The organism is Paraburkholderia sp. HC6.4b (assembly GCF_014200875.1).
GTDB lineage: Bacteria > Pseudomonadota > Gammaproteobacteria > Burkholderiales > Burkholderiaceae > Paraburkholderia > Paraburkholderia tuberum.
The window spans coordinates 1-12,210 of the sequence record NZ_JACHDC010000045.1 but is presented as its reverse complement, the minus strand read 5'-3'; the positions used below and the strand labels follow the sequence as shown (position 1 = coordinate 12,210).

The following is a 12,210-nucleotide window of genomic DNA, read 5'->3' as shown; positions in this document are numbered from 1 at the left end:
TTGAATGTCTTTCCGTAACGCGCCAACTTGTTCTCTCTTTATCGCCCCCAGATTCCAATTTTATCCAGGCGACAACCATTGTGACGCGGGGGGGGGGGGCTACCGTACCGCGTGCGCGCGGGTAAGGAAGTCAAGCTCGAAGTACTCGCCGCGCGTGCGGAACGCTGGGCCGGTGAAGTGCCGGCCGGTGTCGGCGTGCTATCGGCAGGCATCGACGTTCAAGGCGACCGTGTAGAAATGGAAGTGGTCGGCTGGGGCCTCGATGAAGAGTCCTGGAGCATTGCCTACGAAGTCATCGAAGGCGATCCAGCTACGCCCGATCTGTGGCGCGAAGTGGATCTGGCATTGATGCAGAAACACCGGCGCGATGATGGGCGGCCGTTCTCCATCATGTGCGCGTGTATCGACTCAGGCGGGAACGCAACGCAAGCCGTGTACGCGTTCGCGAAAGAACGCATTGGCCGCCGCATCTGGGCAATCAAGGGCGAGTCGGCACGCACGGGGCAACGTTCGCCCGTGTGGCCGAACAGGAAGCCGACGCGCCGCGCGAAGGCGAGCTATCGGCCGGTGATTCTCGGCGTTAACGCCGCCAAGGATTCAATACGTGACCGCCTGGCGATCGACAAGCCCGGACCCGGTTACATGCACTTTCCCGCCGATCGCGATCTGGGTTACTACGCGCAGCTAATGTCCTGAGTTAAAAATTCATTGAATGATGCCGATCACGTACTAAAGTGTCCTGTGTAGCACTTGATACGCGGAGGCAACGATGAGTGGACGGTCCAAAGGGGAACTCGTGCTGAGCGATTCGGAGCGCGAAGACCTGCAAGCGCTGACGATGCGACGCAAGACCGCGCAGGCCCTGGCATTGCGGGCGCGCATCGTGTTGGCCTGTGCCGATGGCATGGACAACAAGACAGTTGCGGCGAAACAGCGGGTCACACAGCAAACGGTTTCGAAGTGGCGGGCGCGATTCGTGAGCCATCGTGTGGACGGCCTGCTTGATGCACCACGGCCCGGCGCACCGAGGACGATTGATGACGCGCGCGTCGATGCGGTCATCGCGAAGACGCTCGAGTCCGTGCCTGTCGGAGCGACTCACTGGAGCACGCGCACGATGGCTCGCGAAATGAAATTGTCGCAGACGGCGGTCACACGAATCTGGCGTGCTTTTGGCTTGCAACCGCATCGGCAGGAGACGTTCAAGCTCTCCAGCGATCCGATGTTCGTCGACAAGGTGCGGGATATCGTCGGGCTTTACCTGGACCCGCCGCTCAAGGCCATGGTGCTGTGCGTGGACGAGAAGAGCCAGATTCAGGCGCTCGATCGCACGCAACCCATGTTGCCGTTGGCACCCGGCATCCCTGAGCGACGTACCCACGATTACATGCGCCACGGTACGACCACCCTGTTCGCGGCGCTGGACATCGCTACTGGTGAAGTAATCGGCGAGGTACATCGGCGCCATCGCAGCAGCGAATTTGTGCGCTTTCTGCGCACCATCGAAGCCAGCGTGCCGTCTTACCTGGAGGTGCATCTGGTAATGGACAACTATGGCACGCACAAAACGCCCTCGATCAAAGCCTGGTTCGCTCGTCATCCTCGCTTCCATGTTCACTTCACACCCACCTCGGCGTCGTGGCTTAACCAGGTCGAACGATGGTTTGCCGCGCTCACTGAAAAATACCTTCGACGCGGTACGCATCGGTCGACACGTCAACTCGAAGACGCGATCCGTCATTATCTGGATGTCTATAACGCGAACCCCAAACCGTTTGTCTGGAGCAAGTCGGCCGATGAGATCCTGGCCAGCCTCGAACGGTTTTGTGTGCGCGTCCGCAAGGCTGCGGCAGGAGCATCATGAATATCAATACCGACGCAATTGATGAAGTTTCCCTCGCGCTCCTCTACCTGACCCTGCATGACCGATACCGTGCATGGAAGGGCTTCGACTGGGATGTGCTGAACCGGCTCCATGAACGAGGCCTCATCGAAGACCCAGTCAACAAGACGAAGTCCGTGATCTTTACGGAAGAAGGACTGCGCGAGTCCGAGCGACTTTTTAATCAGCACTTTGTCATTCCGGAAAGAACAGAGAATTGATTCAACGAACTTCTAACTCAGGACACTAACGGCGGAACGGATCGTGGTCAAGGAAGTCGCGGGGCATCGGTTCTATGTGTGGGAGTTGCCGCCCGATCGCGCCAATGAGGCGCTGGATTGCCGCGTGTATTCGTATGGCGCGCTTTGCGGTTTGCTGCATTTCGGCTTGCGTCTGAATGCCATCACCGCGCGCGCCACGCGCCCGTATGGCGATACGGACATCACGGCACAACAGGGAGACGCGCGCGCTTGTTTCCCAGTTAGGGCTACGCTGAAGAAGCCGCCGTTTTCGGCGACGGTTTGCTGCTGAATTTCGGAATGCGAGATCAGTGACGCAATTAGTTCGATTTTCTTGCCCTGAAGGGCCTTGCAAGCGGGTCTCTCGACCCACTTTGGCCCCTCATGGACGCACCTGTGCCATGAGCCGCTCGCGGCTCATGTAGATGTTGCTCAATGCCAGTGCGGTGAAGGCGCGCGTGGCGTTCTTCGCCAGGCCGCGATAGCGCACCTTGACGAAACCCCACAGCCGCTTGACGACCGCAAAGACGTGCTCGACCCGCGCACGTATCTTCGACTTGTTGCGGTTCTTCGAGCGTCTGGTGTCGTCGACCTCACCACTTCGCCTGCGCACACGCTGGTTGGTAAAGTCCTTCGCTTGCGGTGCCTTGCTGGCGATGAGTTCCTTCTGGCTCGCATACGCGCTGTCACCGTACACACGTCGCTCGGCGCCATGCAGCAGAGCCGGCAGCGGATGCTTGTCATGCACGTTCGCAGCCGTCACTACCGCGCTGTGTGCCAGTCCCGTCTGGCTATCCACGCCGATGTGCAGCTTCATGCCGAAGTACCACTGCTGGCCCTTCCTCGTCTGGTGCATTTCGGGGTCTCGCGCCTTGTCCGCGTTCTTCGTGGAACTGGGCGCACCGATGATGGTGGCATCCACGATGGTGCCGGTGCCAACCTTCAGGCCGTGCCCTTGCAGTACCTCGCCGACCTTGGCAAACAACTGCTCGCCGAGCTTGTTGCGCTCCAGCAGCCGGCGAAACTTCAACAGCGTCGTGCCATCGGGAACGCGCTCGCGCCCCAGGTCAATCCCAACGAATCGCCGCAATGCGGTGCTGTCCAGCAGCGCTTCCTCGCAGGCTTCATCCGCCAGGTTGAACCAGTGCTGCACAAAGTGCATGCGCAGCATGCGCTCCAGACCAACTGGCGGGCGACCGCCTTGCCCCTTCGGATAGTGCGGCTCGACAACCTCGCACAACTGCGTCCACGGTACGATCTGCTCCATCGTCTCAAGGAACACATCACATTTGGTTGGCCGACGGTACTGTTCGAATCCGGCGCCTTGATCGGCCGCCATCGCAAGGGTCTGTTGTTTCATCCGCATTTAACGTCTTCCCGCCCGACGGCGTTGACCTTTTTCAGCGTAGCCTTAGCATGAGGTTATCAGGCTGGTTCTTCCGAGCGTGCAGACCGGTAAATTTCCAGCCATCGACTCGGAGTAACGACAATCGCACCGCAGACGGTCTCCAGTTCATCTGCGTGTGACAGGATACGCCTATCCGCTGTTATGAAATAAGCTCCGCCGTACTTGCCAGCTTCGAAGACGTGTCGTGCATCGGCTTCGTACTTTTCCGGCCTTCCATTACCCGTCAGTATGTCGTGAACTTTCTGTCGGGTAACTCGCTCGCCGTCGGTCAGATCAGTTTCGTTTGTATAGATCATGTCTGCCGCTTCTGCCTTAACGTCTGCCGGTGTTTTTGGATGGTCAATTTCCTTCTGATTGGAATGCGCGAGAAGTAAATGAATCTCGCCGATGTTTCGCAATTCTCGTATTTCAGCCGCATAAGCATCTTCCGGCGCGTATTTCGTATCGAACGCACAAGAATCAAGAAAACTGTTTCGATACTTCGGATCGGGCGGCACATAGAACGGGCTTCGCTTCATCTTCCGACCTCCACAACATAGGGAACGGTCATTATGCGCCCGTGTGCCTGCTACGACCCGTCGAAAAGCATTTTCGCGGGCATGAGTACGGCGCAGCTGGAAACGGCGCTCGCAGCGGCACAGGCGGCGTATATCCGCCTCGCGAGCGGCGCGCAGGGCGTGAGTTTTTCCTATACCCAGGGCGACGGTACGCGCAGCGTGACCTATACGGCCGCGAACCTCGCGAACCTTGTAGCGCTCATCCGGCAGCTACAGCAACAGCTAGCCATGGTCTGCCGCGGCCGCGCGCCGGTTCGCTTCCTGTACCGCTAGAGCTAGGAAGCGAACTTAGTGTCGCGCGCTTGCCCGCAAGTCTCGTATCGTGTTCTCTGGCGATGTATTCATGGCGGCTAACAGTGCGAACAAATTGGCTATGCCTTCCGTACAGGCTACACGACTCCTCGCGTAGCCTCGAACACATAGGCCGGTGCTAGTAGGACGCGCCTAGCGTCAGGCGACGACGTAGCACGCTGTAATCGCCCTGCGTCCCGCGGTCCGGCGGCAACTTGAAGCGATAGGCCAGCGTGCCGTTAGCCGTGGTCTTGGCAGGCTCTGGCGACGTCCTTAACGCCGTACTGAGCAAGTATGCGCCCCCAAGGAACGTAAGGAACGACAGGCCAGAAAGAAAGTACGTTACGGCTCGAACCCATACCCGATTGAGGAATGGCTCATGCGATTCTTCGATTGGCTTACGGTTTAGCTCAAAATCGTGGAGAAAACTGAATTGACGTTCGGATTCGGTCGCATTGATCTGCCAGCGCCACACCATCAAGAAAAACGCCGAAATTATCCCTGCGACAAAGGAACGCGCGGCAAGCCCGATCACTTCGATATCCGACTTTGAAATAGCGTTAGCCGCGATTAGCGTTGCGCTTGCCGCTAACCCCGCACCGTTGAGTATAACTAGGTGTTTGATGGTCTCTCGGCCCCATTCGATCATTTCTCTAAACGATGTTTCCGCGCCTAGTTTGAGCATTTCAGTCCATAGCGCGTGCTGCCTATCCGGCATATCGTCCGCAAAGATTCTCTTTTCGTCGCTCAAGGTCAACTCCTGATTTTCAAGGCTCTGGATTGTGCCAGAACCCGTGACGACCGATGCGCTACCGACTAGCGTTATGTCCAGCAATGTCAACGGTTCAAATTCTCGACGCCAACGGGCGGCCGATCCCTGAGCGCTCGCGCGTGGTTTCGATGCTCGCGGGCTCAAGCATGGTGCCGTATGATGCGGCCGACGCGACTAACCCTGAACTAGCGCTCTGGACACCCTGGCTCGGCTCGCCTGATATCGAGCTAAACCCGTACCGCGATCGCATCGTATCGCGCGTGCGCGATCTGGTCCGCAACGACGGCTGGGCATCGGGAGGTGTTACACGGATTCTCGATAACGCGATTGGCGCAAACTTCCGCCCTGTATCGAAACCGGATTTTCGCGCGCTCGCGTACCTGAGCGGTAATCCCGCTTTTGATTCGAGCTGGGCCGATGAATTCGGCCGCGCACTTGATGCGCGCTGGCGTGCATGGGCGAACGACGTAGGGCGCTATTGCGACGTGCAGCGCAACCCGACTATCTCGCAGATATTCCGCCTGGCATTCCGCCACAAGCTCGTGGACGGTGACGCGCTCGCCATGCTGCACTGGCTACCCGATCGTGTGGAACCGGGCCGCGCGCAGTATGCAACCGCCGTGCAACTGATCGACCCTGACCGCCTCTCTAATCCCTACATGATGTTCGATCAACAGACCACGCGCGGCGGCGTGGAAATCGCTACGCGCGGCGCGGCCGTGGCCTACTGGATTCGCGAGGCGCATCAATCCTCCTGGTTCGAAGGGCCGAAGGTTATGGAGTGGCAACGCGTGCAGCGCGAAACCTCCTGGGGCCGCCCCGTTATCGTCCACGACTTCGAACGCGACCGCGCGGACCAGCATCGCGGCGGCGCCGGCATTTTTACGCCCGTGATTGACCGGTTAAAAATGCTCATTAAGTACAACGCGACCGAACTTGAAAGCGCCATTGTCAACGCGATCTTTTCGGCCTATATCGAATTGCCGTTCGATCCGTCGTTCGTGGAAGATGCGCTCGGCGACTGCGTGGAACTCAAGGGCTACCAGAAATTGCGCGCCGACTTTCACGACCAGCGGCGGCTTCTGCTCGGCGGCGTGCGTGTTCCCTCGCTCTTTACCGGCGAGAAAATCAGCACCGTTAGCGCAGTTCGTCCGACCTCGAATTTTCGCGACTTCGAAGGCGCAGCGCTTCGCAATGTCGCCGCGTGCCCGGGTGTGAGCGCGCAACAGCTTTCGCAGGACTGGAGCGATGTTAATTATTCGAGCGCGCGAGCCGGATTGCTCGAAGCGTGGAAGACGCTGAACCGTCGCCGCACTGACTTTGCGAACGGCTTCGCGTATCCGGTTCGCGCCGCCTTCGTGGAAGAAGTGCTCGAAGTAGACGATTTGCCGTTACCCAATAACGCGCCCGCGTTCATCGAGGCACGCGGCGCATACTCGCGCTGTACATGGATCGGCCCGGGCCGTGGCTGGATTGATCCGGTAGCGGAAAAACAAGGCGCGGTACTCGGCATGGATGCGGGTTTGTCTACCCTCGAAATGGAGTGCGCCGAAAATACGGGCGAAGACTGGGAAGACATTCTTGACCAACGCAAGCGCGAAGTCGATGCTTTCAGGGAACGCGGCCTGCCGCTTCCACAATGGGCGGGGCCGCTTCCCGCGAACACCGCCGCGAAATCACCCACAGCCCCGCAACCGCAGTAACGCGCGCTCATCGCTCGCACGGTTCATCCGCGCTTCGCGTTCCTCGCGCAACGGCTCTTTAATACCCCGCTCGCGATACACCCGGCTAAAGCCGAAATGCTGCTGGCCGTGCTTGCGGAACGCCTGGGCATCGTGAGTCTGCGCGGGCTCGAAGGCGAAGCGCGCGCGGCGGGTGCCCCGATGCTTCTGGCGTCAGACGGGGATATGTCGCGGCACGTCGCACCCGTGGGTTACGACGTGCTCGCGGGCGTAGCCGTGATACCGGTCTACGGCACGCTTGTTCATCGGCTCGGCACGTCGCAGCCTGAATCGGGAATGACCGGTTACGACGGCATACGCCAGAACTTTCTAACCGCGCTCGCAGATAGCGCGGTGCGCGCAATCGTGCTTGATATCGACTCGCCGGGCGGCGAAGTCGCGGGCGCGTTCGATCTTGCCGACGCGATCCAGGCAACGCGCGGCACAAAACCTGTGTGGGCAATCCTGAGCGAAAGCGCCTATAGCGCGGCCTATGCGATCGCGAGCGCGGCCGATCGAATCACCGTGCCACGCACTGGCGGCACGGGTTCAATCGGTGTCGTATGGATGCACGTTGACTGGTCGCGCGCACTCGATAGCGCGGGCCTCGCGGTGACGTTCGTCACGTGGGGCGACCGCAAGCTGGACGGCTACCCCGAATTACCGCTATCGCCCGAAGCGCGCGAGCGCGCCCAGGCGGATATCGACGCAACCGGCGAGCGATTCGCCGCGACGGTCGCGCGCAATCGCGGGCTATCAGTTGACGCCGTGCGCACGATGCAGGCCGGAACCTTCGGGGGCTCGCAGGGTGTTGCCGTGGGCCTCGCGGATGAAGTGCAGGCACCCGACGAAGCCTTCGCGTCATTGCTTGAATCTCTCGCACAGTAAGGGGGACATCATGGGCTTGAATCTCACTGCTTCGCGCTTCGCGCATCTGCTAGGGCCGCTTGCGCGACCGCTCGCCGCCGCGCGTGCTGACGACAAAGACGACGACAAAAAGGACGACGACGGGCGCGCCGACGATGACGACGACAAAGACCGCAAGGACGACGACAAAGACCGCAAGGGCCGCAAATCAAAGCGCTCGAAGAAAGCCCGCGCCGAAGATGACGACGACGAAGCACGCGCCGAAGACGAAGGCAACGACGAAGCGAGCGCGGCCGACGATGACGAAGGCGACGACGACAGGAAAGACGATGCGCGCAAGGCACAGCATGCACGGCTCGCCGAGCGCGCGCGCTGCGCGCAGATTTTCCGGTGCAGCGCAGCCGGTGCCCGCCCCGATGTCGCGGCGCATCTCGCCTTCGAAACCGATATGCGCGGCCCCGATGCCGTGAACCTGCTTACCGCGATTGCATCAGGTGACGGCACGCGACTTTCGCGGGGCGATACGCTGCGTAGCCGCATGGCGGGCGTGAGTCTGCCCGCGCTCGGCAGTGACGGCGGCACGGCCGAAGATCGCGACGGGCCTCAGGCCGCCGCCTCGATGATCCTCGCCGCCGCACGTCGCGCGCGTGGCGAAGCGTAAAGGGAGTGCCGCGAAATGACTACGACCTATAGCGATAACCCGTTCATGCCGGGCATGGTGAGCGATGCCTACGTACCGGATCAACTCATAGCAGGCGATTTCAAGCTCGTCACCGAAGGGCAGGCGCAATTCCCAACCGGGCTCCAGCTCACGCGCGGAACCGTGCTGGCGCAGCAGGCAGACGGCACCTATGCCACCGCTACTTCGAGCGGTGCAGCGGCTAATGCAATCCTTGCCGATGACGTGGACACGACAGGCGGCCAGCCTGCGACGGGCGGCGTGTATTTCACGGGTGAATTCAACGCGCGCGCGCTGATTCTCGATGCGTCGCTCACGCTCGCCGCCGCAACAATCGCGCTGCGTCCGTTTTCGATTTTCGTGAAACCCAGTGTATCCGCCGCCGATCCGACGTAAGCCCGTTGCGTCGCTTGCCATTCCTTTTCTAACGTAGCGCGTTTCTCCCGAAGGTACGCCGCCAAATCGCGGCCCTCGTAAGCCCGCCCGGTTTCGACCGGCGCGGGCTTTTTTGTGCGCGCCGCCAGGAGTACAGCAAATGAATATCTACGATACGAATGCGCTGATTCTCGTTGTGCCGAATCTCAAGCGCTCGCAAAAATTCCTCCTCGATCGCTTCTTTACGAACGTCGTAACCAGCGATACGGAACAGGTGAGTATTGACGTTGACGTTGGCAAACGGCGTATGTCGCCGTTCGTCTCGCCCCTGCTCGAAGGGCGACTCGTTGAACAGCGCCGGTATCAAACCAACATGTTCCGGCCCGCGTATATCAAGGACAAGCGCGGGCCCGATCTGCGCAAGCCGATTCGCCGCATGATCGGCGAACGCATCGGCGGCGCATTCAGGGGCGAGGAACGCGCCGCCGCGAACATCGCGGCCGAAATGACCGATCAAATCGATCTGCTCGACCGACGCCTCGAATGGATGGCCGCGCAGGCGTTGATGACCGGAACCGTATTGATTGAGGGTGACGGCTTCCCGTCTGCACTTGTCGATTTTGGCCGCGATCCGACGCTTACCGTTGCGCTCTCGGGTTCCTCGGCGTGGGACCAGCCGAACGGCACGCCAACGCACGATATCGAAGTATGGCAACGCGCGATTCTGAAAAAGAGCGGCGCACAGGTCACAGACCTCATCTTTACGACCTCGCCGTGGGAATACTTCATTGCAGACGAACGCGTAAAAGCCGCCGTCTACTATCCGAAGCTTTCCGATTTCGGCAACGCGGTGGACCCCGGCGCGCGGATCACTACGGGCGCGGTGTACAAGGGCCGCTGGGGTCAATATTCGCTCTGGGTCTATAACGACTGGTACGTGGACGACAACGACGTGGAACAACCGATGTTGCCCGATGGGGTGGTCATCATGGCCGGTCCCGATTTGATGGGTACACGCGCATTCGGCCAGATCATTGACCCGAAATTCAATTATCAGGCGTTGCCCTACGCGCCGAAAATGTGGATTGCGGACGATCCGCCGCAGCGCTTCCTCATGATGCAGAGCGCGCCCATTGTCATTCCCTCGCGCGTCAATGCCGCGCTTTGTGCGACCGTATGCGCTGCCGAAGAGGACTGAGCCATGAACACTCCGAACACGACTTCGAAAGCCGGTGCGGGCGCGAGCGGCGCGCAGCCTCTGGCCGCAACGCAGGATAGCGCCAAAGGCGGCGCAACCGGAACGGTAACGGTTGCACGCGGGCGCTTGATCCGCCACGACGGCAAGACCTACACGGCGGGCCAGTCCGTCACGCTTGCGGCCGCAGACGTTGCGCGCCTTCGCGCGCGTGGCTTCATTGCGCCAGATCGTGACGCGACGCAGGCCGAAGACGAAGAGAAGGCACGCACGCAGGGGCCAACCTTCGAAAGCACGGACGGCCCTGCCGTAAAGACAAAGCGCTAACGGTTCGCCTCGATGTCGCTTGCCGTTCCCGATGACTTCGACGGCCATATCCTCTCGCCCCTGTTCGATCAATTCGCCGAAGGCGTCACCTATGCGCACGCGAGCGGCGAAACGCTCGCGATTAACGGCATCTTTGATGAAGCGTATCGCGAACTGATCCCGCAAGGCGACGTGCTCGCGTACACGACCGAACGCCCCATGTGTGGGGTGCGGCTCGTTGAATTCGGCGACTCGCCGCCGCAACAGGGCGACGCGCTCACAGTGGATCGAACGGGCAACGCGTACGAAGTGCAGGAAGTGAGACTCGATGGGCACGGCGCGGCAAAGCTCATGCTTAACTGGATCGACGCCGCCGCGTTGTAGCCGCTTTGTACCGCTCGCCATGCTTTACCGCTCGTTGCTGCGCGACATCGCGGCCGACGTGCTACGCCGCGCGCAGACCACCGCCGCCGATCGCGTGTACACGCCGCGCGACTGGCCTACAACCGCATGTTATCCGTGCATTCTCGTTGACTGGCTGAGCGACCGGAAGGAAGCGCTCGGACAGGAACCGCCCGCATTCACCGCAACAGCGACGCTCGACGTTACCGGCCGGGTGCAGGAAACCAGCGTGGCCGCCGCGCGCGATACCTGCGAGGCGCTATGCGACCAGATCGAATGCGCGTTACTGACCTGCCGCGATCTGCTCGCGCACATTCAACGTGTATCGACCATCGAAAGCACGATGGAGCTGAACGCTACCGGCCGCGTGCATATCGCCGATATGCGTATGGCGTTCGAACTCGAATATTTCATTACTTTCGATCCCTTCACCGATACGCCGCCCGCGCTGCAACGCGTCGCGGTGCCGCTTGAATCGCTCGGCATCCACGCCGACACCGTGACGCCCGCCGACCCCTCTGGCACCTATCCGAATCCGCCATTTTCTAACGCCGTGACACCCGCGCCGCGCATGCGCGGCCCCGATGGTCGCGACGAGGGAACGCTCGAAATCACGCCTCAAGACCCGCCCGGCAGGAACCTCCGGCCCGTGTAGGTCCAGCGCACAGTCACCTTGCCGCTAGTTTGCCTGGCGCGTGCCATACTGAGGAAAGCACTCTCTGATGCGAGTTGCCATGCAAGACTGCCCCTTGAAAGATGATTTTCCCACCGGGTTTCATGAGGAACTCGGCGGCCTGCTCGTTGCGTGGGGCCGCGTCGAATATTTATTCAAGCTTTGCGGTAAGGATTTGTGCGGTGAGGGATTCACCGCAGGCATGCGCATCCAGATCGTCAAAGAGAAGAAATTCAATGATTTCTGTAAGCACTACGAGCCGCTCGCACAAGCCAAGCTTTCCGAGGAGCAAGCAAGCGTCTTTTCCGAGCTACTTGCTGAGGCACGCGAACTTCTGACCCTTCGCAATGACAACATCCATGCACTGTGGACCACAGACGACCGTGGTGAGCCGGTACGGCTGCGGCCCAAAAAAAATAAGCATAGGGACGATGTGGACTGGTTTAAAAACGTTGTGCCAGTTTGCCAAATCCGCGATACGCGCAAGCGGATTGAAAACTTGTTTCTGCGAATCGACAAAGAGCGGCGCACCTGGTCGATTCCGCGCGCGCACTAGCTATTCGATGGTGTAACAGAGAAATGCCGGGATGGGAGCCTTGGATCAACAGGCAACAAAAAACCCGCACAGGGCGGGTTCCAGTTTGATACGACTTCGCCTAAAATCAGCCGGTCTTGCCCTCAGTTTGCCCTAACGGTGAAACGGGGCAACGCACACGGGATACACAAACCGGCTGGAAGTCTTGATGCGTTTGGTTGCGGGGGCAGGATTTGGCACCACGAGACAGATTGTATGGCTCCATAGCGTGCCGCAGCGGGGTCGCCCCCGTGCCCGCATCACGCCCG

The 12,210-nt window shown here is 60.3% G+C and carries 15 protein-coding genes and 2 pseudogenes; 14 read left to right on the top strand and 3 right to left on the bottom strand.

Annotated elements, in window-relative coordinates; genetic code table 11:
- Positions 1 to 108 precede the first annotated feature (108 nt).
- The 4 genes and pseudogenes from HDG34_RS38305 to HDG34_RS38290 form a co-directional block, all read left to right on the top strand.
- Positions 109 to 696 (top strand): annotated as a pseudogene (locus tag HDG34_RS38305) (terminase gpA endonuclease subunit); the annotation flags it as partial.
- Between the two features lie 73 nt (positions 697 to 769).
- Complete coding sequence (locus HDG34_RS38300) at positions 770 to 1,864, top strand: IS630 family transposase (protein ID WP_184069115.1); 1,095 nt, start codon at positions 770 to 772, stop codon at positions 1,862 to 1,864.
- Positions 1,861 to 2,103, top strand: coding sequence for a DUF6429 family protein (locus HDG34_RS38295; RefSeq protein WP_090812276.1), 243 nt, complete (start codon positions 1,861 to 1,863; stop codon positions 2,101 to 2,103). Before HDG34_RS38300 ends, HDG34_RS38295 begins: the two co-directional genes overlap by 4 nt.
- A gap of 31 nt (positions 2,104 to 2,134) precedes the next feature.
- A pseudogene (locus HDG34_RS38290) lies at positions 2,135 to 2,413 on the top strand (terminase gpA endonuclease subunit); the annotation flags it as partial.
- A 90-nt stretch (positions 2,414 to 2,503) separates the two neighbouring features.
- On the opposite strand, the gene HDG34_RS38285 reads toward HDG34_RS38290, so the two are convergent.
- A complete protein-coding gene (locus tag HDG34_RS38285) occupies positions 2,504 to 3,481 on the bottom strand; it encodes an IS5 family transposase (RefSeq protein ID WP_184069124.1) in 978 nt (325 codons plus the stop codon).
- A gap of 65 nt (positions 3,482 to 3,546) precedes the next feature.
- Positions 3,547 to 4,047: a hypothetical protein gene (locus HDG34_RS38280; protein WP_184069112.1), complete on the bottom strand. Its 501-nt coding sequence runs from the start codon at positions 4,045 to 4,047 to the stop codon at positions 3,547 to 3,549.
- 81 nt (positions 4,048 to 4,128) lie between these two features.
- Between HDG34_RS38280 and gpW the strand changes: the two genes are divergently transcribed.
- Positions 4,129 to 4,359, top strand: coding sequence for a gpW family head-tail joining protein (gene gpW, locus HDG34_RS38275; protein WP_184069109.1), 231 nt, complete (start codon positions 4,129 to 4,131; stop codon positions 4,357 to 4,359).
- Positions 4,360 to 4,516: 157 nt separating this feature from the next.
- Here the strand turns inward: gpW and HDG34_RS38270 are convergent, their stop codons facing one another.
- Entirely contained in the window at positions 4,517 to 5,128 is a 612-nt protein-coding gene (locus HDG34_RS38270; RefSeq protein ID WP_184069106.1) for a hypothetical protein, read from the bottom strand.
- Between the two features lie 83 nt (positions 5,129 to 5,211).
- Here HDG34_RS38270 and HDG34_RS38265 point away from each other — a divergent pair, with 83 nt between their 5' ends.
- From HDG34_RS38265 to HDG34_RS38225, 9 genes are all read left to right on the top strand, one after another.
- Entirely contained in the window at positions 5,212 to 6,852 is a 1,641-nt protein-coding gene (locus HDG34_RS38265; protein WP_184069104.1) for a phage portal protein, read from the top strand.
- 96 nt (positions 6,853 to 6,948) lie between these two features.
- Positions 6,949 to 7,758 (top strand): S49 family peptidase, encoded by an 810-nt coding sequence (locus tag HDG34_RS38260; protein WP_184069102.1) that lies wholly within the window; start codon positions 6,949 to 6,951, stop codon positions 7,756 to 7,758.
- Positions 7,759 to 7,768: 10 nt separating this feature from the next.
- A complete protein-coding gene (locus HDG34_RS38255) occupies positions 7,769 to 8,398 on the top strand; it encodes a hypothetical protein (protein ID WP_184069099.1) in 630 nt (209 codons plus the stop codon).
- A gap of 15 nt (positions 8,399 to 8,413) precedes the next feature.
- The gene (locus tag HDG34_RS38250; protein WP_221309400.1) at positions 8,414 to 8,812 is read left to right on the top strand and encodes a head decoration protein; all 399 of its coding nucleotides are present in this window, start codon (positions 8,414 to 8,416) and stop codon (positions 8,810 to 8,812) included.
- Between the two features lie 139 nt (positions 8,813 to 8,951).
- Positions 8,952 to 9,989: a major capsid protein gene (locus tag HDG34_RS38245; RefSeq protein WP_184069097.1), complete on the top strand. Its 1,038-nt coding sequence runs from the start codon at positions 8,952 to 8,954 to the stop codon at positions 9,987 to 9,989.
- A gap of 3 nt (positions 9,990 to 9,992) precedes the next feature.
- Entirely contained in the window at positions 9,993 to 10,313 is a 321-nt protein-coding gene (locus HDG34_RS38240) for a hypothetical protein (RefSeq protein ID WP_184069095.1), read from the top strand.
- Positions 10,314 to 10,325: 12 nt separating this feature from the next.
- Complete coding sequence (locus HDG34_RS38235) at positions 10,326 to 10,676, top strand: hypothetical protein (protein WP_184069093.1); 351 nt, start codon at positions 10,326 to 10,328, stop codon at positions 10,674 to 10,676.
- A gap of 19 nt (positions 10,677 to 10,695) precedes the next feature.
- A complete protein-coding gene (locus HDG34_RS38230) occupies positions 10,696 to 11,349 on the top strand; it encodes a hypothetical protein (protein WP_184069091.1) in 654 nt (217 codons plus the stop codon).
- Positions 11,350 to 11,428: 79 nt separating this feature from the next.
- Positions 11,429 to 11,923: a hypothetical protein gene (locus HDG34_RS38225; protein WP_184069089.1), complete on the top strand. Its 495-nt coding sequence runs from the start codon at positions 11,429 to 11,431 to the stop codon at positions 11,921 to 11,923.
- Positions 11,924 to 12,210: the final 287 nt, after the last annotated feature.

What these genes read in the sequence shown, in the direction of transcription:
- gpW (WP_184069109.1), top strand. Translation starts at nt 4,129, where the DNA reads ATGAGTACGGCGCAGCTGGAAACGGCGCTCGCAGCGGCACAGGCGGCG.
- HDG34_RS38255 (WP_184069099.1), top strand. Translation starts at nt 7,769, where the DNA reads ATGGGCTTGAATCTCACTGCTTCGCGCTTCGCGCATCTGCTAGGGCCG.
- HDG34_RS38235 (WP_184069093.1), top strand. Translation starts at nt 10,326, where the DNA reads ATGTCGCTTGCCGTTCCCGATGACTTCGACGGCCATATCCTCTCGCCC.
- HDG34_RS38265 (WP_184069104.1), top strand. Translation starts at nt 5,212, where the DNA reads ATGTCAACGGTTCAAATTCTCGACGCCAACGGGCGGCCGATCCCTGAG.
- HDG34_RS38280 (WP_184069112.1), bottom strand. Translation starts at nt 4,047, where the DNA reads ATGAAGCGAAGCCCGTTCTATGTGCCGCCCGATCCGAAGTATCGAAAC.
- HDG34_RS38285 (WP_184069124.1), bottom strand. Translation starts at nt 3,481, where the DNA reads ATGAAACAACAGACCCTTGCGATGGCGGCCGATCAAGGCGCCGGATTC.
- HDG34_RS38260 (WP_184069102.1), top strand. Translation starts at nt 6,949, where the DNA reads ATGCTGCTGGCCGTGCTTGCGGAACGCCTGGGCATCGTGAGTCTGCGC.
- HDG34_RS38245 (WP_184069097.1), top strand. Translation starts at nt 8,952, where the DNA reads ATGAATATCTACGATACGAATGCGCTGATTCTCGTTGTGCCGAATCTC.
- HDG34_RS38295 (WP_090812276.1), top strand. Translation starts at nt 1,861, where the DNA reads ATGAATATCAATACCGACGCAATTGATGAAGTTTCCCTCGCGCTCCTC.
- HDG34_RS38230 (WP_184069091.1), top strand. Translation starts at nt 10,696, where the DNA reads ATGCTTTACCGCTCGTTGCTGCGCGACATCGCGGCCGACGTGCTACGC.
- HDG34_RS38240 (WP_184069095.1), top strand. Translation starts at nt 9,993, where the DNA reads ATGAACACTCCGAACACGACTTCGAAAGCCGGTGCGGGCGCGAGCGGC.
- HDG34_RS38225 (WP_184069089.1), top strand. Translation starts at nt 11,429, where the DNA reads ATGCAAGACTGCCCCTTGAAAGATGATTTTCCCACCGGGTTTCATGAG.
- HDG34_RS38300 (WP_184069115.1), top strand. Translation starts at nt 770, where the DNA reads ATGAGTGGACGGTCCAAAGGGGAACTCGTGCTGAGCGATTCGGAGCGC.
- HDG34_RS38250 (WP_221309400.1), top strand. Translation starts at nt 8,414, where the DNA reads ATGACTACGACCTATAGCGATAACCCGTTCATGCCGGGCATGGTGAGC.